Origin of the sequence: Citrobacter sp. Marseille-Q5395 (assembly GCF_947057495.1) — a bacterium.
In the GTDB taxonomy this organism is placed as follows: domain Bacteria; phylum Pseudomonadota; class Gammaproteobacteria; order Enterobacterales; family Enterobacteriaceae; genus Citrobacter; species Citrobacter murliniae.
Genome location: NZ_CAMSEL010000018.1, coordinates 60,624 through 82,253 on the forward strand (window position 1 = coordinate 60,624; position 21,630 = coordinate 82,253).

General features: G+C 52.0%; 21 protein-coding genes. 8 read left to right on the top strand and 13 right to left on the bottom strand.

The window, feature by feature from the left end; all coding sequences use genetic code 11:
* The first annotated feature begins 37 nt into the window (after positions 1-37).
* Complete coding sequence (gene fpr, locus OH663_RS19200; RefSeq protein WP_048223389.1) at positions 38-784, top strand: ferredoxin--NADP(+) reductase; 747 nt, start codon at positions 38-40, stop codon at positions 782-784.
* Positions 785-880: 96 nt separating this feature from the next.
* Here fpr and OH663_RS19205 read toward each other — a convergent pair whose 3' ends face one another.
* Positions 881-1,303 (bottom strand): DUF805 domain-containing protein, encoded by a 423-nt coding sequence (locus OH663_RS19205; RefSeq protein WP_045449302.1) that lies wholly within the window; start codon positions 1,301-1,303, stop codon positions 881-883.
* Between the two features lie 100 nt (positions 1,304-1,403).
* Between OH663_RS19205 and OH663_RS19210 the strand changes: the two genes are divergently transcribed.
* Both OH663_RS19210 and tpiA read left to right on the top strand, forming a co-directional pair.
* Entirely contained in the window at positions 1,404-2,003 is a 600-nt protein-coding gene (locus OH663_RS19210; protein WP_045449300.1) for a YiiQ family protein, read from the top strand.
* Positions 2,004-2,112: 109 nt separating this feature from the next.
* Entirely contained in the window at positions 2,113-2,880 is a 768-nt protein-coding gene (gene tpiA, locus OH663_RS19215; protein WP_003028783.1) for a triose-phosphate isomerase, read from the top strand.
* A gap of 50 nt (positions 2,881-2,930) precedes the next feature.
* Here the strand turns inward: tpiA and OH663_RS19220 are convergent, their stop codons facing one another.
* The 7 genes from OH663_RS19220 to cpxP all read right to left on the bottom strand — a co-directional run bounded on the left by OH663_RS19220 (position 2,931) and on the right by cpxP (position 10,632).
* The gene (locus OH663_RS19220) at positions 2,931-4,403 is read right to left on the bottom strand and encodes a DASS family sodium-coupled anion symporter (RefSeq protein ID WP_048223382.1); all 1,473 of its coding nucleotides are present in this window, start codon (positions 4,401-4,403) and stop codon (positions 2,931-2,933) included.
* Between the two features lie 113 nt (positions 4,404-4,516).
* Positions 4,517-5,821, bottom strand: coding sequence for an SLC13 family permease (locus OH663_RS19225; RefSeq protein ID WP_045449292.1), 1,305 nt, complete (start codon positions 5,819-5,821; stop codon positions 4,517-4,519).
* 73 nt (positions 5,822-5,894) lie between these two features.
* Positions 5,895-6,644, bottom strand: coding sequence for a CDP-diacylglycerol diphosphatase (locus OH663_RS19230; protein ID WP_045449291.1), 750 nt, complete (start codon positions 6,642-6,644; stop codon positions 5,895-5,897).
* Positions 6,645-6,749: 105 nt separating this feature from the next.
* Entirely contained in the window at positions 6,750-7,739 is a 990-nt protein-coding gene (gene sbp / locus OH663_RS19235; protein ID WP_045449289.1) for a sulfate/thiosulfate ABC transporter substrate-binding protein Sbp, read from the bottom strand.
* A 206-nt stretch (positions 7,740-7,945) separates the two neighbouring features.
* On the bottom strand, positions 7,946-8,908 hold the full coding sequence (gene pfkA / locus OH663_RS19240; protein ID WP_045449287.1) for a 6-phosphofructokinase: 963 nt from the start codon (positions 8,906-8,908) through the stop codon (positions 7,946-7,948).
* A 173-nt stretch (positions 8,909-9,081) separates the two neighbouring features.
* Positions 9,082-9,984 carry a CDF family cation-efflux transporter FieF gene (fieF, locus tag OH663_RS19245; RefSeq protein WP_045449286.1) on the bottom strand — a complete coding sequence of 301 codons (903 nt, stop codon included), beginning with the start codon at positions 9,982-9,984 and terminating at the stop codon, positions 9,082-9,084.
* Between the two features lie 147 nt (positions 9,985-10,131).
* Positions 10,132-10,632, bottom strand: a complete 501-nt coding sequence (cpxP, locus tag OH663_RS19250; RefSeq protein WP_045449284.1) for a cell-envelope stress modulator CpxP — start codon at positions 10,630-10,632, stop codon at positions 10,132-10,134.
* A gap of 150 nt (positions 10,633-10,782) precedes the next feature.
* On the opposite strand from cpxP, the gene cpxR reads away from it, so the two are divergent.
* Positions 10,783-11,481 (top strand): envelope stress response regulator transcription factor CpxR, encoded by a 699-nt coding sequence (gene cpxR, locus OH663_RS19255; RefSeq protein ID WP_005121756.1) that lies wholly within the window; start codon positions 10,783-10,785, stop codon positions 11,479-11,481.
* The gene (cpxA, locus tag OH663_RS19260) at positions 11,478-12,851 is read left to right on the top strand and encodes an envelope stress sensor histidine kinase CpxA (protein ID WP_045449282.1); all 1,374 of its coding nucleotides are present in this window, start codon (positions 11,478-11,480) and stop codon (positions 12,849-12,851) included. The genes cpxR and cpxA overlap by 4 nt, the downstream gene beginning before the upstream one ends.
* 62 nt (positions 12,852-12,913) lie before the next feature.
* On the opposite strand, the gene yiiM is transcribed toward cpxA, so the two are convergent.
* The gene (yiiM, locus tag OH663_RS19265; protein ID WP_200012969.1) at positions 12,914-13,588 is read right to left on the bottom strand and encodes a 6-hydroxyaminopurine reductase; all 675 of its coding nucleotides are present in this window, start codon (positions 13,586-13,588) and stop codon (positions 12,914-12,916) included.
* A gap of 152 nt (positions 13,589-13,740) precedes the next feature.
* On the opposite strand from yiiM, the gene OH663_RS19270 reads away from it, so the two are divergent.
* On the top strand, positions 13,741-14,631 hold the full coding sequence (locus OH663_RS19270) for a dihydrodipicolinate synthase family protein (protein ID WP_045449278.1): 891 nt from the start codon (positions 13,741-13,743) through the stop codon (positions 14,629-14,631).
* Between the two features lie 83 nt (positions 14,632-14,714).
* Here the strand turns inward: OH663_RS19270 and kdgT are convergent, their stop codons facing one another.
* Both kdgT and sodA read right to left on the bottom strand, forming a co-directional pair.
* On the bottom strand, positions 14,715-15,698 hold the full coding sequence (gene kdgT / locus OH663_RS19275; protein WP_045449276.1) for a 2-keto-3-deoxygluconate transporter: 984 nt from the start codon (positions 15,696-15,698) through the stop codon (positions 14,715-14,717).
* A 282-nt stretch (positions 15,699-15,980) separates the two neighbouring features.
* Positions 15,981-16,601, bottom strand: a complete 621-nt coding sequence (gene sodA / locus OH663_RS19280; protein ID WP_045449275.1) for a superoxide dismutase [Mn] — start codon at positions 16,599-16,601, stop codon at positions 15,981-15,983.
* A gap of 255 nt (positions 16,602-16,856) precedes the next feature.
* On the opposite strand from sodA, the gene OH663_RS19285 reads away from it, so the two are divergent.
* Both OH663_RS19285 and rhaT read left to right on the top strand, forming a co-directional pair.
* Complete coding sequence (locus OH663_RS19285) at positions 16,857-18,278, top strand: L-fucose/L-arabinose isomerase family protein (RefSeq protein WP_200012967.1); 1,422 nt, start codon at positions 16,857-16,859, stop codon at positions 18,276-18,278.
* A 203-nt stretch (positions 18,279-18,481) separates the two neighbouring features.
* Positions 18,482-19,516, top strand: coding sequence for an L-rhamnose/proton symporter RhaT (gene rhaT, locus OH663_RS19290; RefSeq protein ID WP_045449272.1), 1,035 nt, complete (start codon positions 18,482-18,484; stop codon positions 19,514-19,516).
* Here the strand turns inward: rhaT and rhaR are convergent.
* Together rhaR and rhaS are read right to left on the bottom strand one after the other, a co-directional pair.
* Positions 19,513-20,361, bottom strand: a complete 849-nt coding sequence (gene rhaR, locus OH663_RS19295; RefSeq protein WP_045449271.1) for an HTH-type transcriptional activator RhaR — start codon at positions 20,359-20,361, stop codon at positions 19,513-19,515. The two genes, rhaT and rhaR, sit on opposite strands and share 4 nt — an antisense overlap.
* Positions 20,362-20,512: 151 nt before the next feature.
* A complete protein-coding gene (gene rhaS, locus OH663_RS19300) occupies positions 20,513-21,361 on the bottom strand; it encodes an HTH-type transcriptional activator RhaS (RefSeq protein ID WP_045449270.1) in 849 nt (282 codons plus the stop codon).
* Between the last annotated feature and the right edge of the window lie 269 nt (positions 21,362-21,630).

The following is a 21,630-nucleotide window of genomic DNA, read 5'->3' on the forward strand; positions in this document are numbered from 1 at the left end:
ACGAAGATAAGGCAAGCAAATCAGACAGGAGAAAACCATGGCAGATTGGGTAACAGGTAAAGTCACGAAGGTACATAACTGGACCGATGCCCTGTTTAGTTTGACCGTGCGAGCTCCAGTTCATCCTTTCACTGCTGGTCAGTTTACTAAGCTTGGCCTTGAGATCGACGGTGAGCGCGTCCAGCGCGCCTATTCCTATGTGAACGCGCCTGATAATCCTGATTTAGAGTTTTATCTGGTGACCGTTCCCGACGGTAAACTCAGTCCACGTCTGGCTGCGCTGAAACCTGGCGATGAAGTGCAGGTCGTAAGCGAAGCCGCAGGATTTTTCGTGCTGGATGAAGTTCCCGATTGTGACACGCTGTGGATGCTGGCAACCGGCACGGCTATCGGCCCATATTTGTCGATTCTGCAGTTGGGTAAAGATCTTGATCGCTTTAAAAATCTGGTGCTGGTCCATGCTGCCCGATATGCCGCCGATTTAAGCTACCTGCCGCTGATGCAGAGGCTGGAAAAACGCTACGAAGGTAAATTACGTATCCAGACGGTCGTCAGCCGTGAAACGGCTACAGGCTCGCTTACTGGACGGGTTCCCGCGCTGATTGAAAACGGCGAGCTGGAAAAAGCAGTTGGGCTGGCAATGGATACCACCACCAGCCATGTGATGCTTTGTGGAAATCCACAGATGGTACGCGATACCCAGCAGTTACTGAAAGAGACCCGGCAGATGACCAAACACCTTCGCCGCCGACCGGGCCATATGACTGCTGAGCACTACTGGTAAGACATTACCGTGGGTTTATTGATTTTGTAGGTCCGATAAGCGTAGCGCTAGCGGGCGATCTGCCGGATGGCGGCAACGCCTCATCCGGCCTACGCTTTACCCTTTATACTTCACATCCAGCGTATCTACGCCAAATTTGTTTTCACCCTGAGTGCCAACAAACGCGCCCAGATCGATAATCATACCGACCAGAATCAGCGTAGGAATAAAGCGACCTACCACCCACTGCCAGATGCCTGGCAATATCGCCCAGTTTCCGGCCAGCAGCATCCACGCCAGAATCATCAATAGCGCCCACAATCCAGAGCGCCCCCGGTCATGCAGGCGTTTTACCGTCACTGCCGCCGTCGGCCAAAGCAGACAGACCAGGCAAAACGCAGCCGTCTGGATATCGAGTAATTTTTTACTCGCCAGTGAGAACAGAACCAGCATACCGACAATCCAGAGGCCGACCCAAATCCAAAAATCACGGCGTCCGATACGCCCTTTAAATGAGAATAACCACTGCTGTATGGTCATGTAGGTTCCTTTAAAATTGGCCTTCAGAACAGTTTACCCTTTTGACAAGCCCGACAGTTATCGTTTTAATCGTGGACAGTCATAACGAAAGGTACGATTGATGAAGCAAGGATTTACTCTGTTTTTATTATTGTTTTCAGCCCTGTCCGTAAACACTACGGCACTGGCGGAAGAGCACTCGACAGCAACCACAGCCCCCTACCTGCTGGCGGGTGCGCCGACGTTTGATCTGTCGATCAGCCAATTTCGTGAAAACTTTAATACGCAGAATCCAAAACTTGCATTGAATGAGTTCCGTGCCATCGACAGCAGCCGTGATAAGGCAAATCTCACCCGCGCCGCCAGTAAGATCAATGAAAACCTGTATGCGTCATCTGCTCTTGAGCGCGGTACGCTGAAAATCAAAAGCATGCAGGTAACCTGGCTGCCGATTCAGGGGCCGGAACAAAAGGCCGCCAAAGCGAAAGCGCTGGAATACATGAGCGCCATCATCCGCACCGTAGCCCCTTTACTGACCAAAGAACAAAGCCAGAAAAAGCTGCAAAAATTGCTCACCGCAGGCAAAGGTAAGCATTACTACGCAGAAACTGAGGGTGCAATTCGCTATGTTGTTGCAGATAACGGCGAAAAGGGGCTGACCTTCGCTGTTGAACCGATTAAGCTGGCATTATCTGAGAGTCTGGAGGAGTCGAATAAATGACAAAAAGCAAAGCCTTTCCAGGGATGAATCTCTATACTGTTTCACAGACCATGCTGCCCTGACGGGCGGCCATATTCCTTAATTCGCTGATAAAGCGTGGAGAAATGAAATGCGACATCCTTTAGTGATGGGTAACTGGAAACTGAACGGCAGCCGCCATATGGTAAACGAACTGGTTGCTAACCTGCGTAAAGAACTGGCTGGCGTAGCTGGCTGTGCAGTAGCAATCGCTCCACCGGAAATGTATATCGACCTGGCAAAACACGCTGCTGCCGGTAGCCACATCATCCTGGGCGCGCAGAACGTTGACCTGAACCTGTCTGGCGCATTCACTGGTGAAACTTCAGCTGAAATGCTGAAAGACATCGGCGCGCAGTACATCATTATCGGCCACTCCGAGCGTCGTACTTATCACAAAGAGTCTGACGAGCTGATCGCTAAAAAATTCGCTGTGCTGAAAGAACAGGGTCTGACCCCGGTTCTGTGCATTGGTGAAACCGAAGCAGAAAACGAAGCAGGCAAAACTGAAGAAGTTTGCGCACGTCAGATCGACGCCGTTCTGAAAACTCAGGGGGCTGCGGCATTCGAAGGCGTGGTTATCGCTTACGAACCTGTATGGGCTATCGGTACTGGCAAATCTGCAACTCCGGCACAAGCTCAGGCTGTTCACAAATTCATCCGTGACCACATTGCTAAAGCTGACGCGAAAATCGCTGAACAAGTTATCATCCAGTACGGCGGTTCCGTAAACGCAGCTAACGCAGCAGAACTGTTTGCCCAGCCGGACATCGACGGTGCGCTGGTTGGCGGTGCTTCGCTGAAAGCTGACGCCTTCGCGGTGATCGTTAAAGCAGCTGAAGCCGCTAAACAGGCTTAAGTCGTTGCGACGGGAGGCATGCTCCTCCCGTCACATCCGGCGATTCCGTTTTACCAGTATCCCAGCCAGTGCCACCAAAAGGCTCCGGTCACTCCCCAGATAGTCAGGTTGACCACGCTCATCACTAGCCCCGTTTTCCACCACTCCGCCAACGTGACATAGCCCGAGCCAAAGATGATGGGTGCAGTACCCGTACCATAATGCGTGAGCGACATCATCAGTGAGGAAGAGAAACCCAGCATCAGTCCAAGCAGTGCCGGGGGAGCGCCGAGACCTAATCCCGCAGCGAAGAACGCCGCGAACATGGCCGTAATATGCGCGGTGGTACTGGCGAAAAAGTAGTGTGAATAGACGTAAAGCAGGATCAGCAGCAGTGTCGCGATACTCCAGTGGACACCGAGATGATCAATTGCACTGCCCACGCTCGTCGCCAGCCAACCCACCAGACCCAGTTTGCTCAGGAAGTCCGCCATCATCACCAGAGCGGCAAACCAGACTATCGTATCCCATGCACCGCGGCATTTAAGAATATCGTCCCAGTTTAATACCCCCGTCACGAGCAGAATGGATAGGCCAATTAACGCCGCACTGGTGGGGTTAACAGCCCAGCCGTTGCCCATCAGCATCGCAGGAACACCCGCCCACAGGCAAAGCAACAAAACGAAAACTGCGAGGGTGATTTTTTCTGCCAGCGATAGCGGGCCAAGCGCGCCCAGCTTTTCCCGGGCAAACTGCGGCGCATTCGGCGTACGCGTAATGGCCGGTGGATAGAGCCACCAGATAACGATGGGCATCACGATCAATGAGACGACAGCAGGAAGGAGCGCCGCGATAGCCCACATCCCCCAGGTCATATTCAGCACCCCATCTGACCCTTTAGTCAAAAAGCTAACAATTAAGGGGTTAGGTGCAGTCGCTGTGATAAACATTGCTGAACTGATCGGGTTAATGTTGTAGTTCACCAGTGCAAGATATCGCCCCGTTGAACCATTTTCCTTGTCGCCGGGTTGAGACCCGAGACTTTCTGCAATCGCCCGCATCACCGGATGGATAATGCCGCCGCCGCGCGCGGTATTGCTCGGCGTTACGGGCGCGATCATCGTTTCCGCCAGCGTTAATGCCCAGGCGATACCCAGTGTTCTTTTGCCGAACAAGGCAATAAACCCATAGCCGATACGCGCACCCAGCCCCGTTTTCAACAGACTTTGCGACAGCATGATGGATAACCCAATCAGCCAGATCAGTTGGTTCGAGAAACCGCTTAGCGCGTCGTTCAACGCCGCTGAGGGTTTACCAGGGTTGGTAACGCCTGTCATAGCCACCAGCATAATCGCCACAATTGCGATAGCGCCGATGGGCATGGCCTTGCCAATAATCGCCGCGATCGTGCCGATAAACAGCGCCAACAGATGCCACGCCTCAGGAGTTACGTCAGGGGGGCAAGGAATAATAAACCAGATTGTCAGCGTAATAACGATCGAGATGATGGCAGGCCAACAGCGGATGGGGGTCAATCTGTCCATGAATCAATCCTTGAGTTTCCAGTGCGCAAGTACGCGCTCCGGTATTAACCGGTATCAGCACAAATAAAACAATTCATCATCTCACAAAACAAAAAATTAACACCACGATGAAACTATAATTTCCCTAATACGCTAAACCACACGTAATCCAGCGGCAACAGTACCAGATACGTCGCCACCGCCAGCGTAATACACAGCAACATCCCTGCTCTTGCGGGCACTTTCCCTAACGCCATCGCCACCACAATCGGTGATGCCTGATACGGCAACAACGGGGTGGAATAACCCAGAACCTGAATCATAATCACCGACAACAGCGGGAACCCGGTCGCATCGGAAAAGCTCTGGGCCAACGTGGTATACAGTGCCGGAACGCCATTAGCCGTCATAATAAAATTGAGCGCGGTGGTGATACCGGTCAACGCCAGGAAGCTGGTAAACGGTTTATTCGCATCCAACGGCATCACCTGTAACAGTGCTTCGCCCACCGCACTACCAATACCGGTCTGCGTCACAGTGATCGCCAGCCCCAGGATACCTGCCACATATATACAGGTGCGGATATTTACGCCACTGGAAAACTCCTCCCCATTAATAAAACCAACACGGGGCAACAGCGTAATGACCGCTGCCGTCAGGCCGGTCCAGGCTGGACCAATGCCGTGCCAGCTTTCACTCACCCACATAATCAGCACGACCGTCAACATCCAGGCCAGACGTTTCTCATCACCACTCATCGGTTCAGGTGGCGTCAGATCACGCGGTGCATGAGGCTTGCCGGGGAACAGCCAGCAAATAAGCACAATAAGTACCGCGCCTTTCAGCCAACCCAGCACAGGCGTATGTAACAGCAAATAGGGAAGGTAATTCAGATGGATACCGTAAGAGCCTTCCGCTGCACCACTCATTACCAGGTTAGGTACGTTCGCGGGTAGAATTGTGGCGGAAAGCTGGAAGGTGCCAAAACCAACGGCTAACGCCAGGCCGTACCAGGCGCGGGTACCATCGGCAATTCCGGCACGTTTCGCCATCGCCGCAACAATCGGCATCAACAACGCAATGCGCCCCATATTGGATGGCATTACAAACGCCAGCGCATAGCTAAGCAGCACTACGCTCGCAACCATTAACGGCCAGGAGTCGGTCAGCCGGGACGACAACGCACGCGCAGCCCGATCCGCCAGTCCCGTTTTACGAATCGCGATACCCAGTACGAAACCGCTAAAGACCAGCCAGAACGCTGACGATGCAAAGCCACCAAAGATCACATCCGGTGGAGCAATTTTGGCCACCATCGCCACAGAAAAGAACAGCAGAGCGGTTATAAACTCCGGTAACAACGACGTTGCCCAGAGCAGAATGGTGATGCCAACCACCAGAGAAGGAATAAACAGAGGGTGCGTAAGCCAGATCGACATGCCTGTCTCCTGTTGTTTTTTTCAACAAGAATACGGGGACAGGCAAAGAGAGTAAACGCCAGATTAGGTGGGGTTACTTCAGAATATCACATTGATGATCCTGAATTTCCTCGGCGGAGGCGAGATTCAATGACAGCAGATCGCGCTGCGTCGCCAACAGGACAAAGGAGTCATCGCTCTGGCGTGCCATCGCCAGCGCATAGCTGCCCATGTGCTCACGCGCATCAGGAACTTCTTCCGCCAGCATCATAAACGGGCTACGTTGTACCAGCTCGCTTTCCGTCACGCGGCGCGCCAGATACTGGTGTCCGCGTAGCCCACCGGGTAAAGGCAGCCAGCGAGTACCGATCTTCGCCAGATTGTCATCCAGTTGCGTTCTGACATCAGGACGCAGACAAGAGATATGAATATGAAAGTGGTTTTGCGTGCGACCAGTGACTGAGTTGATCGCCAGTGATACTGCCTTGTCGGGAATTTCCTGACCATATTTCTGACTCATAAAGCTACGCGCCTGCCAGGCGAGCCAGAAAAAGTTTGGCGTGCCCGATTTCAGCAACAGCGGGCTTTCCATCCCGTTAATACGGTAGCCAGGCATCAACAGATATTGCAGAGGGCCGTTACGGTCCTTGAACACCACGTATCCGGCATCCGGCTTAACTTCAGCGCACGGTGCAGGATTTTGGTGTTGTAACTGGTTCGGCAGACATTGCTCAAGCACAATCTGGCGTAACGCGTCCGGATTAGCGGTAAACTTCCAGTAGCCAATACCCGCCGTCGCAGCGATAACGATCACCACCAGTAAAAAATAGCCTGCTTTTTTCATTGCGCGTTCCCTGTATCTTATTGAAGTGGAAGAGTAACGCAAAATGATGACAAATAAAAAAGCCCGGTCGCATTATGCCACCGGGCCTGAAAACGACATCCGCACTTACCGTTTACTAATCTGATCGAACGTGCCGCCGTTAGAGAAGTGTTCTTTCTGCGCCTTTGTCCAGCCGCCAAACTCCTCGTCGATGGTGAACAGCTTCAGCTTCGGAAACGCATTTTCGTATTTCTTCGCAATTTCAGGATCGCGTGGACGATAGTAGTTTTTCGCTGCAATTTCCTGACCCTGCGGGGAATAGAGATACTTCAGATAAGCTTCTGCCACTGCTTTGGTATCTTTCTTTTCGACCACTTTGTCGACAACAGAAACGGTCGGTTCCGCCAGGATAGATTCGCTCGGAGTGACAATTTCGAACTTATCTTTACCCAGTTCATTCGTCGCCAGCAGCGCCTCATTTTCCCAGGCAATCAGCACATCACCGATCCCGCGCTCGACAAAAGTATTGGTTGAACCACGTGCGCCGGAATCCAGTACTTCAACGTTTTTAAACAGAGCCTTGACGAAGTCCTGTGCTTTGGCCTGATCGTTGTTGTTGTGGTGCAGCGCGTAGCCCCACGCGGCCAGATAGTTCCAGCGGGCGCCGCCTGAACTTTTCGGGTTTGGCGTAATGACCGACACGCCCGGTTTAACCAGATCGTTCCAGTCATGAATTTGCTTTGGATTTCCTTTGCGGACCAGGAAGACGATGGTGGAGGTGTAAGGCGCAGAGTTATCCGGCAAACGCTTAATCCAGTTTTTATCGATACGACCACGTTCAGCGATGGCATCAACATCATAGGCCAGCGCCAGGGTTACCACATCGGCTTCAATACCGTTAATAACGGAGGTTGCCTGTTTGCCGGAGCCACCGTGTGACTGGCGGATCACGACATTATCACCCGTTTCTTGTTTCCAGTGCGCGCTGAATGCTTTGTTGTACTGTTCGTACAGTTCACGCGTTGGATCGTACGATACGTTAAGTAACTGAATATCCTTTGCCAGAACGCTGGTCGATGCCAGCAATAATGTTAACCCCACGCTCCATTTGTTCATCGCCCAGCTCTCTTATGTTGTGTTGTGATGAGCAAAGCGTGCCAGAAAGCGATCCAAACATTAAAGAATAAAAAAAGATTTGCTATAACTTGGGGGAATAAAAGCGAGGGGATGTGCCGGATGGCGACTAACGCCCTATCCGGCCTACAAGTCTCTGCAACCTGTAGACCTGATAAGCGTAGCGCCATCAGGCGCGGAAAAAACAATCAGTACAGTTTTTTCGCGCAGTCGAGCCAGTCACCTTTGAACGGACGCTTCATGTTTTCAATTGCGTCAATGATGTCGTGGTGAACCAGTTGTTCGTTCTGAATGCCGACGCAACGACCGCCATGACCTTCCAGCAGCAGTTCAATGGCATACGCGCCCATACGGGAAGCCAGGATACGGTCGTAAGGCACCGGAGAACCACCACGCTGGATGTGGCCCAGTACGGTTGAACGCGTTTCACGGCCTGTTTCTTTCTCGATGTAATGCGCCAGTTCGTCAACGTCACACATGTGCTCAGTGATGGCGACGATGGCGTGTTTTTTACCTTTCGCGATCCCAGCTTTGATTTCAGCGACCAGATCGTCACGGCTGAATTCCACTTCCGGTACCACAACAAACTCACAGCCACCCGCGATTGCTGCCGCCAGGGTCAGATCGCCACAGTAACGGCCCATCACTTCAACGATGGAAATACGCTGGTGAGAAGAAGAGGTATCACGCAGGCGGTCAATCGCTTCTACCACGGTACCCAGTGCAGTGAAGTAGCCGATAGTGTAGTCAGTGCCTTTAATATCGTTGTCGATCGTGCCCGGCAGACCGATGCACGGGAAACCCATTTCAGTCAGGCGTTTTGCACCCAGGTAAGAACCGTCACCACCAATAACAACCAGTGCATCAATGCCACGTTTCTTCAGGTTTTCGATAGCCACTGCACGCACATTTTCGTCGCGGAATTCAGGGAAGCGAGCAGAACCGAGGAAAGTACCGCCACGGTTAATCATGTCGGATACGCTGTAGCGGTCAAGCTGGACCATACGGTCTTCATACAAACCCAGGTAGCCATCATGGATCCCCATGACTTCCAGTCCTTCCGACAACGCTGCACGTACAACACCACGGATTGCTGCGTTCATGCCCGGCGCATCACCGCCGCTTGTCAACACACCGATTTTCTTAATCATGACTACCTCTGAACTTTGGAATGCAAAATGAAATCTGCTGCCGGAAGTCGATTCCGCATATCGAAACGATCCAACGAATATGCAGATAGTATAACAATCACTTCCTGCTGAATTGATTCAGGTCAGGCCAAATGGTGGTAATTTATACACAAAATGCTGGCCTGGCACACTTTTTACAACGAATTAAACATCTTGCCTTCCCTGGGTACGACGGAACAGGGATCCTGGTGAATAATCACATCCGATCCCGGGAAACGCCGCAAAATTGCCTGCTCAACCTGTTCAGCCACTAAATGCGCCTGAACGAGCGGCAGATTATCTTCCATTTCCAAATGAATCTGAATAAAGCGGGTCGGCCCTGACTGCCGCGTGCGAAGATCGTGAGCGCCGCTGACTCCCGGCCATGACGTCACAATATCAATAATTTCCTGACGTTCCCCATCGGGTAAAGCGCGATCCAGTAAGGATTGCACCGCCTCATACCCCATACGTAATGCGCTATATAAAATATAGATGCCAATTCCGAGGGCAAACAAGGCATCCGCACGATGCCAGCCATACCAGGCAAGGCCAAGCGCAACGAGGATCGCTCCGTTCATCATAACATCAGACTGATAATGAAGCATATCTGCCCGGACAGCCTGACTTTGCGTACGTTTCACAACCCAGCGCTGAAACGTGACCAGTATGATAGTACAAATTAACGCAATGACGGTGACGATCACCCCTACGCCCGGATCTTTCATCGGCGTCGGCTGGACCAGATGCTGAATACCGGTCAAAAACAAAAACAGCGCCGAGCCTGAAATAAACATACTTTGTGCCAGCGCCGCCAGCGATTCTGCCTTCCCATGTCCGAAAGTGTGCTCATCATCAGCCGGTTGCAATGAATAACGCACCACCAAAAGATTGGTCAACGACGCGGCGATATCTACCAGAGAATCCACCAGAGCAGCCAGAATACTCACCGATCCGGTGTACCACCACGCAAAAATTTTGATCAAAAGTAACAGCGATGCCATCACTGTCGCGGCGATTGCCGCCCGGCTCACCAGCCGCCCATAGGTTTGATTCATAAACACTCCTGCCAGGATATGCCGCTAGTATAACGGATGAAGTAAAACAGTCAGGCAATAACAGAGTGTCAAATTTTGGGCAAAAAAAACCCCCACATCATGTGGGGGAAGACAGGGATGGTGTCTATGGCAAGGAAAACAGGGTTACTACTGGGAACGTGAGTTGCTACTACTCAATAAATTCAACGATGAGCTTTTTTGCCATTGCGCCATGTCGCGCAGTTGCTCCATTCGTTGTTCATGTTTCTCATTTAAAACCGCTTGCTGCTCGGGCGTTAACAGGCGATACATCTGGTTGCGAACCTTGGCTATTTCAACCTGGCGGGCAACCTGCTCTTGTGCCATTTTTTCTGCCTGAGCGCGCACAGCGCTTTCATCAAATTTCTCTGCGGTGACAAGGCGATGCATTGTCTCCATTTCGCTAACATTAACAGGAGGCTGCTCATGTCTTGCCTGCTGCATTAAATCTCGCATCTGTTGGCGTTGATGTTCGGTTAAACTGATACCGTCGAACATGTGGCTCTGCGCATTACGTTGCGAGCCGCTTTCTCCCAGGTGCCAGTGATCGCCTGTGACGACTTCAGCTGCATGGCTTAAAGTGCTGAGTGCCAGCGTTGAGGCCATGACGGCAGCGGTAACTTTGCCCATCACTTGCTCCCAAAATCTTTTCTGTCGCGATTCAACGAGAGACAGTTTACGATTCGGGCTGCAAACATGCGTCAGGGGGTGTAAAACAACGTAAAGTCATAGATTAGCGCCGCCTGATGACGTAATTTCTGCCTCGGAGGTACGTAAACAATGAATAAAATCCTGTTAGTTGATGATGACCGAGAGCTGACATCCCTGTTAAAGGAGTTGCTCGAAATGGAAGGTTTCGATGTGCTGGTTGCCCATGACGGGGAGCAGGCACTTGAGCTTCTGGATGACAGCATCGATTTACTTTTGCTCGATGTCATGATGCCGAAGAAAAACGGCATTGATACGTTGAAAGCGCTTCGCCAGACACACCAGACACCTGTAATCATGCTGACCGCACGCGGCAGCGAATTGGATCGCGTACTCGGCCTTGAGCTGGGCGCGGACGACTATTTACCGAAACCGTTTAACGACCGTGAACTGGTCGCGCGCATCCGCGCTATTCTGCGCCGCTCACACTGGAGCGAACAGCAGCAGAACAGCGACAACGGTTCGCCGACGCTGGAAGTGGATGCGTTAAGCCTCAACCCAGGCCGCCAGGAAGCCAGCTTCGATGGACAAACCCTGGAGTTAACTGGCACCGAATTCACCCTGCTCTATTTGCTGGCACAGCATCTCGGTCAGGTGGTTTCTCGTGAACATTTAAGCCAGGAAGTGCTGGGCAAACGTCTGACACCGTTCGACCGTGCTATCGATATGCATATCTCTAACCTGCGTCGTAAGCTGCCAGAGCGTAAAGACGGACACCCGTGGTTTAAAACCCTGCGCGGTCGCGGCTACCTGATGGTCTCCGCTTCATGATAGGGAGCTTAACCGCACGCATCTTTGCCATCTTCTGGTTGACGCTGGCACTGGTGTTGATGTTGGTACTGATGTTACCCAAGCTCGACTCACGCCAGATGACCGAGCTACTGGACAGCGAACAGCGCCAGGGGTTGATGATCGAGCAACACGTTGAAGCTGAACTCGCGAACGATCCACCCAATGATTTGATGTGGTGGCGTCGCCTGTTCCGTGCAATAGACAAGTGGGCACCGCCGGGACAACGTTTATTGCTTGTTACGACGGAAGGACGCGTGATCGGTGCAGAACGCAACGAAATGCAGATCATTCGTAACTTTATTGGTCAGGCGGATAACGCCGACCACCCACAAAAGAAAAAGTACGGTCGCGTTGAGATGGTCGGGCCTTTCTCTGTCAGAGATGGCGAAGATAACTACCAACTGTATCTCATTCGACCTGCCAGCAGTTCACAATCAGACTTTATCAACCTGCTGTTTGACCGACCGCTGTTACTGCTGATCGTCACCATGCTGGTCAGTTCCCCGCTGTTGCTCTGGCTTGCCTGGAGCCTGGCGAAACCGGCACGTAAGCTGAAAAATGCGGCGGATGAAGTGGCACAGGGTAACCTGCGTCAGCATCCGGAACTGGAAGCAGGTCCGCAGGAATTTCTTGCAGCAGGCGCCAGTTTTAACCAGATGGTGACCGCTCTGGAACGGATGATGACCAGCCAACAACGGCTGTTGTCGGACATCTCCCACGAGTTGAGAACGCCGCTGACGCGCCTGCAACTGGGTACCGCTCTGCTACGCCGTCGTAGCGGTGAGAGCAAAGAGCTGGAACGTATTGAAACGGAAGCACACCGACTGGACAGCATGATCAACGATTTACTGGTCATGTCGCGTAATCAACAGAAAAACGCACTGGTCAGTGAAACCGTGAAAGCAAACCAGTTGTGGGGCGAAGTGCTGGATAACGCCGCCTTTGAAGCTGAGCAGATGGGTAAATCGTTAACGGTAAACTTCCCGCCAGGGCCGTGGCCGCTGTACGGTAACCCGAATGCGCTGGAAAGTGCGCTGGAGAACATTGTTCGCAACGCCCTGCGTTACTCGCACACCAAGATTGAAGTGGGCTTCGCGGTGGATAAAGACGGGATTACCATCACCGTAGACGATGATGGCCCGGGGGTGAGTCCCGAAGACAGAGAACAGATTTTCCGTCCGTTCTATCGTACCGATGAAGCGCGTGACCGCGAATCCGGCGGTACCGGTCTGGGTCTGGCGATTGTCGAAACCGCTATTCAGCAGCACCGTGGTTGGGTGAAGGCCGAAGACAGCCCGTTGGGTGGTCTGCGTCTGGTTCTCTGGCTGCCGCTGTATAAACGCTCGTAATTAAACCTGTTGTGCCGGGCGGCGACTTCGCCTTACCCGGTCTACGCTTCCTGCTGGGGGAATTATTTCCCCCACAATCTCCGCGAATTGTCTTCGATTTTGCCGCTTAAACGACGTTTCTGCATCGTTCTGGTCCAGCTTTTTGATAATCCCGCAGCCGACAGCAAACGGTGGTACTGTTCATCATCGAACGGCATATGCCAGGCAATAGCAATTGCCTCCTGTACGCTGACGTCACTGACACGTGAAGTCAGAATCAAGGGGGCATCCGCCGACACCATCCCTGGCGCGATAACGCTGTACAGCCAGCCGGTTTTGCCTGCGTTTTGCATCTGGCTGGCCATATCACTGATGCCAAAATGGTAGTTAAGCTTAAAACACGGCGAGCGCGGCTGCGTGACCTGAATCAGTGCCTCTCCCCAATGGAAGATATCACCGATATAAACATTCTCTTCCGTCATTCCTTCAGTTGAGAGGTTCTCACCAAAGGCGGGGGCAATAAATAACTCTGCCTGTTCGGGGAATTCTTGTCTCCAGTGCAGATAGTGTTCACGCGGATAGTGGCACAGCGCGCGGTCCGGTCCACCGTGAATTTTCGTTTCCGCCTGCTCATCGCCTGCCAGACCCAGTTCAGTCAATATCAGCTCGCCATCGACCTGAACTTTCGCAATCGCGCTGGGACGGCTTCCTATGTAGTCCCGAATCTTGCCTGTAAAAACATCAACCGGATATCGCATCTGTTCCCTCTCCCGATAAATTTCCCCCATTACACCATATTTATTTTACCCCAGTCGCTCAAAATGAGAGCACGGTTCACATGAAAATTAGGTACACATGCTATCAATGTAAACTGGTTTTGAAACATCATTTCAATTAAGGAGTCAACAACGTGACTGGTCAATCGCAATTTGCTGGCGTCTGGTGTCCGTCCATTACGCCGATGGACAATGATGGCAAGATCGATCTCAACGGTCTGAGTCAGCATCTCAAACGCCTTACCGAGGCAAAGATCGACGTTATTTTACTGATGGGCAGCATTGGGGAATTTGCCTCCTTTACGCTGGAAGAGAGACTGTTACTGATCCGTGAGGCCCGGGCCATGAGCTCGCTGAAGATGGTCGCAAATGTCTCATCCACATGCCAAAATGATGTTCTGCTGATGGCGCAAGAAGCGTTTCACTCGGGATATGATGCCGTCATGATCCTGCCACCTTACTACTACGGACAAACATCGAAACAGTTGCTGAGCTACTTCCGCCAGCTAGGACAGAAGCTCAGTGGAAAATGGTTTGCCTATAACTTCCCGGCACGTACCGGCTGTGATTTAACGCCTGAACTGGTTGCCACACTCGCCGCTGAGTTCCCGAACTTCGCCGGTATTAAAGACACCGTGGACTGCCAGTCGCATACCCGCAGCATGATTCAGACAACCCGCGCCGTGCGGGAAGATTTTGCTGTGCTCTCCGGCTACGACGAATACTACATTCCTAACCTGCTGGCAGGTGGCGCAGGGATTATCTCAGGGTTGAACAACGTCATGCCGGAACTGTTTGTCAGCGCGCGCGAGGCATTTAAGCAGGGCGACCTGGCGGCGCTACGCGACATTCAGGATAAGATTGGCACGTATATGTCCATCTACGCGATTGGCGAGGATTTTGTCACCACCATTAAAACTGTAGTGTCACGTAAGTATGGTTATTGCTCAGGGGTTTCACGTAATGCAGGTGGGGAACTGAACGAGAGTGAGTGTCGGACAATTGACGAGGTCTTTGTCCTTTAGTTTTGCACCTGATGCCCGGTAGCGCGAACGCTTACCGGGCCTACATTGGCTGGATAAGCGCAGCGCTATCCGGTAAAAAATATTTACTTCACCGTGCCGCGAATATCAATTTCCGCCGCTCTGGCTTTAGCTCTTTTCGACCAGATAGAAGTGATAATCGGCACAAGAATTGATGTCACAATCACCGAGGTTGCCACCAGAGAAGTCGCTGCCGGAGCCATTGGTTTAAACGCTGGAACCATTTCGGCAATCAGCACCGGCGTGGCAACTGCCGCACCTGCAGAGCTGGAAGCCGCAATCCCCGCCGTACCATCCCCGCCGCCAATCAGTTTATCGGCGATAATCAATGGGATACCGGTGACGATAATCACCGCTACGCCCAGCAGTATACCCAGCACGCCGGTCTGAGCAATCACGCTCAAATCAATGGTGTTACCCAATGCGAAGGCAAAGAAAGGTATCAGCGTTTGCACCGCTTTACTGAAGAACTCGCGAAGCTCAGGGTCCAGATTTCCCAGTGCAAAACCAATCAGGAACGGCAACACCGCACCGACAAACACATGCGGTTCAAACGAAGCAATCCCCGCAGTTCCCAGAATGACCATGGTCATGAGCGGGCCGGACTCCAGTGACATCAGGACAAACGCCCCAGCCTCTTCCTTGGTGCCGTATTGCTGCATGATCGAGGCATACAGCCCGCCGTTGGTCATATCCATTGCAGCCACCAGCGCCAGCGTGGACAACCCGGCAAAGAACCCCACCTCCACTCCATGTTCTGGAAGAATGCGCGAAGCGATCGCCGCCACTACCCATGCCACCAGAATCTTGGTTATTACTAACGTGCCAGATTTACGCAGTACGGTTCCGGTGGCGCTTAGCTTAATCGACGCCCCCATGCAAAAGAACCAGACAGCCAGAATCGGCACTGTGCCAGTGATCATACCGTTGGTGAATGAGCCGAAGTATTTTCCGGCGCCGGGTGAAAAGGTGTGACATAACGCGCCCAGAAATAGCGGCACCAGCATCATACCGCCTGGGATTTTCTCTATCGTACGTTTGATATGCATTTCCATCACCTGTAGACATAAAAATGGGGCATTTTTATGGGCGATTGCATCTTGCTTATGAGATGCGCCCGTCTTGATGGAAAGAAGATAGACACTCAGAGGACAGATAAAAGTGATCCTAATCGCACAATAAAACATTGTTTCAATTTAAATGGATCAATGTTCCCATGTTGATTTTGATCACAAAAAAGCCCCCACAAGCATGACTTGTAAGGGCTGTATCAGGTCATCAGATCCTGGCCTGATAATCGTAACGCTATCAGGTTTCAGGCATCATCAAACTTATTTTTTCGCCGCAAAACGCGCTGCTGCTTCGTCCCAGTTCACCACGTTCCAGAACTCTTTGATGTAGTCCGGGCGACGGTTCTGGAATTTCAGGTAGTAAGCGTGTTCCCATACGTCCAGACCCACGATCGGGAAGCCAGAAGCACCAGAGATAGCTTCGCCCATCAGTGGGGAATCCTGGTTAGCAGTGGAAACAACAGCCAGCTTGTCACCTTTCAGAACCAGCCACGCCCAGCCAGAACCGAAACGGGTTGCTGCCGCTTTTTCAAATTCAGCTTTAAAGTTATCAACAGAGCCAAAGTCGCGCTCAATAGCGGCTTTCAGATCGCCCTGCAGCGTGGTACCGGTTTTCAGGCCTTTCCAGAACAGGCTGTGGTTAGCGTGACCGCCAGCGTTGTTACGCAGTACGGTTTTCTTATCCGCAGGCAGTTGATCCAGTTTGGTGATCAGCTCTTCAGCAGACAGGTTGGCGAATTCAGGCAGGCTTTCCAGCGCAGCGTTAGCGTTGTTTACATAGGCCTGGTGGTGTTTGGTATGGTGAATTTCCATCGTCTGCTTATCAAAGTGCGGTTCAAGGGCATCATAAGCGTACGGCAGGGATGGCAGTGTATAACTCATAATCATCTCCAGTATTGTCGGGCGGCCAGTGTTAACGCCGCGTAAGCAGTTGAGTCATTATAGTTAATTAAATGATATTGAAAATGATTATCAATGCCGTACTTTTTACATGGCTATTATGAGATGAAAATGTGAGCATTAGCGGAATAATCAGGCGAATTTTGCCAACACGCAGAGAAAACAGGCAACGACATAAAGGACACGGGAGACAAAGCAAGAGATAGTCTCTGGATTATCTCACGAGGAAATATTGCTATGTCTGTCAACATCGCCCTTTTCGGTATCGGCCTCGACACATACTGGCCCCAGTTTACTGGCCTGGAGTCACGACTTCAGGACTATCTGCAAACAATTGACGAGCGTCTGACGGCGCAACAAGCCACCGTAATTAACGGCGGCCTGATCGATAACGTCGACAAAGCCGACGCCCTTATCAGGCGGTTGCAGCAGCAGCCTGTCGATGCTGTCTGCCTGTACATCAGCACCTATGCCCTTAGCGCAACGGTACTGCCTTTGGTGCAAAGCATCAACAAGCCGGTCATTATTCTGGCCTTACAGCCAGAGCCTGGCCTGCCCTATTCGACAATCCGTCAAATCCCGGATCGGGGCGGGCGTACCGGAGAATGGCTGGCGCACTGCCAGGCCTGCAGCGCGCCCGAACTGGCAAACGTGTTTAACCGCGCGAATATCCGCTTTCAACTGATTGTGGGTGCATTACAGGGCGATGAGTACGTCTGGCAACAAACTGCGCAGTGGCTACAGGCCCTGAACGTACGCCAGATGCTGTCAAACTGTCAGGTCGGCGTACTCGGACACTATTATGACGGTATGGTGGACGTTTACAGCAATATGACGAATTTATCCGCCAGATTGGGCGTACGTTTTAAGCCGCTGGAAATGTGTGAGCTGGCGGAATATCGCGAGCAGGTCAGCGAGACGGACCTCTGCGCTAAACGGCAAGAGACGAACCGCGTGCTACAGGTGGAAGCAGCCTGTGAACCCGCTGAACTTGACCGCGCGCTCACCACGGCCTGCGCCATGGATAAACTTATTGCCCGGAATACCCTTGGCGCACTGGCCTATTACTACGAAGGTCGAAGCGGTAATGCTTACGAAAATATCATCACCTCAATCATCCTCGGTAACACGCTGCTCACCCACCGCGGTATTCCCGTGGCAGGAGAATATGAAATCAAAAACGTGCTGGCAATGAAGATCCAGCAGCTCCTGGGGGCCGGAGGTTCGTTCTCTGAACCCTATGGAATTGAATTTAATGACAATGTTGTACTGTGGGGGCATGACGGCCCGGCACATCCGCTGATGGCGGACGGCCCGGTTAACCTGGTACCGCTGCCGGTTTATCATGGTAAACCCGGTAAAGGTGTATCTATCCAGATGACCGTAAAACCCGGCCCGGTAACCTTTCTTTCGGTTGTTGAAGATGCCGAAAACGGCGTGCGTTTGCAGTATGCCGAAGGTGAAGCTGTGGCGGGTGAAGTACTGGATATCGGCAACACCAACAGCCGCTATCGTTTCCCTTTATCGGCTCGCGAATTCACAACGCAGTGGTGCCTGGGCGGTCCAGCCCACCATTGCAGCATTGGCCTTGGTCATCATGGCGACGTGCTGGATAAACTCGCCTGGCTGCTGGGCATTCAGGCAGTAAAAATCTGCTAACCCGCGACATTTCCGCCCTTCTCAAAAAAGAGGGGCGGAAGATCAATTTGTGATCAACATCCCTATCATCCCCTGAATTTTGCCAGCATTGCCAATCCTGCGGCAGCATGCTGAAGGTTAATTCATTGCTCACTCTTTAGACTTTCGATCATCAAAACGGGAGATTTTTATCCAGCCAGATCGATAATTTAAAAGGAAACAGAATGGGTAACGCAATTACGATGGGGATATTCTGGCATCTTATTGGTGCCGCAAGTGCCGCTTGTTTCTACGCCCCTTTTAAAAAGGTACAACACTGGACCTGGGAAACCATGTGGTCCATAGGCGGTTTTGTTTCATGGCTAATCCTTCCCTGGCTCGTCAGTTCGATCCTGCTACCGGACTTCTGGGCCTATTACCGTTCTTTCAGCGCTTCCACACTGCTGCCGATATTTTTATTTGGCGCGATGTGGGGGATCGGTAACATTAACTATGGTCTGACCATGCGCTACCTCGGCATGTCGATGGGAATCGGGATCGCCATCGGTATTACGCTGATTGTCGGCACCTTAATGACGCCTATCATTGCCGGTAAATTTGATGTGCTCGTCGGCACACCCGGTGGCCGTATGACCCTGTTCGGTGTGCTGGTCGCCCTGATCGGCGTAGCAATTGTCACCCGCGCCGGGCAGCTAAAAGAGCGCAAGATGGGCATCAAAGCGGAAGAGTTCAACCTGAAAAAAGGTCTGATACTGGCGGTGATGTGCGGCTTTTTCTCCGCCGGGATGTCCTTTGCAATGGATGCGGCAAAACCGATGCACGAAGCCGCTGCCGCACTCGGGATCGATCCGCTGTATGTTGCCCTGCCAAGCTACGTGGTGATCATGGGCGGCGGTGCGGTAATCAACCTCGGCTACTGCTTCATTCGTCTGGCAAAAATGAAAAACTTGTCGATAAAAGCCGACTTCTCGTTAGCAAAACCGCTGATTATCAGCAATATCCTGTTTTCGGCGCTCGCCGGGCTGATGTGGTATCTCCAGTTCTTCTTTTACGCCTGGGGCCATGCCAAAATTCCGGCGCAGTATGACTACATGAGCTGGATGCTGCACATGAGTTTCTACGTCCTGTGCGGCGGTATTGTAGGCCTGATTATGAAAGAGTGGAGCAATGCGGGCCGACATCCGGTCAGCGTGCTAAGCCTCGGCTGCGTGGTGATTATCGTCGCGGCCAATATTGTCGGTATGGGAATGGCAAGCTAATCGTTTTGATTACCGAGATGACGCCACTGGCTGGGCGTCATCCCGGTTTCCCGTGTGAACACCACCGAAAAATAGTTACTGTCCTCAAAGCCACAGCGCATAGAAATTTCACTGATCATCAACCGACTATGCTGAAGCAGATACTGAGCATGGCAAATTCGCACTTGCCGGAGGTACTGGTTGATAGTCATTCCTGTCTGGTTACGAAACTGCTGGCGCAAAACACGTTCGCTGCACTGCTCACGGTCGCAAAATTTGTCCAGTTCAAAGGCGTGTTCATGGCTCCCGGCCAGAGCGGTGATCAGTTTATCCAGCAGCGTTTCGCTTGATGTCGCCGGAAGCGTGTCCGTGGCATAACGATGCCGTTTCAGGATCATCACCAGTTGTCCAAATAACAGCTCTGCCAGGTCAAAAGCCTGCGGGTCGCGTTGATGGCTCTCATGCTCAAGCTGGCTAATGACCTGCCGGGCTTGAGTCATCCCGGCGCTGCCCAGTCGCCAGTGCGGCTGTCCCGCCGAGTCATTAAATCCTGGGATCGCGCTTTCCCAGCCCAGATTCAACGTCAGCCGTTCCGGGCAGTAGATAATATTCTGCAAAACGAGGTCGTTAACTGAGGTGTAGGAATGTTTATCTTCAGCACGAATATAAAACAGATCGCCACGGGTGATGCGGTACGGGCGATCGTTGAGAACATGCAGGCCATTGCCTCGCCAGACCATAACCAGTTCGCAAAACTCATGGGTGTGCTCAGCAAAGACGTTTTGCGGATAGCGATCGGCAACGGCGACCGCCTGCCGGGCATTGGCAAAAAAGTCTGACTTTAGAAGAATTAACCGCTCAGTCACCGTACCACCTCGATGCTTTGTTGCCTGATGGCGATACGCTTATCAGGCCGACACTGCGCCCTTGTAAGCCGGATAAGACGAAACTGTCATCCGGCGTTAAGGAACGTGATTATCTGAGAACTGGCGGCAAAAAACGTTGATAGCATTCGCGTTACTGGAGGCTGCTTCCCGCAGTGCGGTCACGTCCCTGGCGAATATCGCGTGGCGACCAGTCGAACTCCCGGCGAAACAGCGTCGAAAAGTGGTTACTGTCGCCAAAACCACAGCGATAAGCGATGTCCGTAACACTATCATCGCTGTGGCGTAATAAATGCCGGGCCTTAATGAGCCGCAGACGATTAAGATAGCGCTGTGGCGTCAATCCGGTTTGCTGTTTAAGCTGGCGGTGCATAGTGCGTAAAGAGAGCGAAAACTTTTCGGCTACCGCTTCCCAGCACACCTCATCGGCAAAGTGATCTTCCAGCCACGCCATCAGCTGATTAAGCCGCGCATCATTATCTGTAGCCACTTCCATCAGGCTACTTTTGCGTAACAACACCAGCAGTTGCATAAACAGGATCTCGCGATTTGCCGCCGACGGCGTGTCCATCTCATCACCGAGTTTTTCCATCTGCCCCACCAGCAAACGAACCTGTTGCAACACGCCCTGATTTACCCGCCAGTGGGACGGATACTGACCGTTCAGTTCCTGGGGCAAAAGCTGGTTCAGTCCGGCCAGAAACTGAAACGCATCCGGGGAACGATACAGAATATTTGTCAGACACAGGTTGTCAGTATGTTCATATAAGTGTCTGTCATGATCGCGGACAAAACAGACTGTTCCGCCGCTGATGGTGTAGGGCTGTCCGTTGAACACATGGATACCTGTCCCATGCTCAACCACCACAATTTCATGAAAATCATGGTGATGTTCAGGGAATGCTGACTGAGGAAGCCGCGGTTCAATCGTGAGGGTTGCTTTACCTGTCGGAAAAAAATCCACGCAATGCAGTACGGTCATGATGACATCCTTCCCGATCAAATGAACATGGCTGAATAGTAATTAAGGGTTACCAACCTCACCTTAAATTTTTGACGCCAAAGCGCGTAAACAGAGTTAATTCTTCAAGAAATAGTGGGAAAAAACGGGAATTGCGGAAGGGGTCACACCAGGCAAAATCACCTCCATTACCAGGAATTGTGAACACCATCACGTTCACCTTTGCCAGGCTGCCAGCCGCTTATTGAGGCTGTCACTAACAAGAAGGTACACCTTTCCGGGAGTTCTTA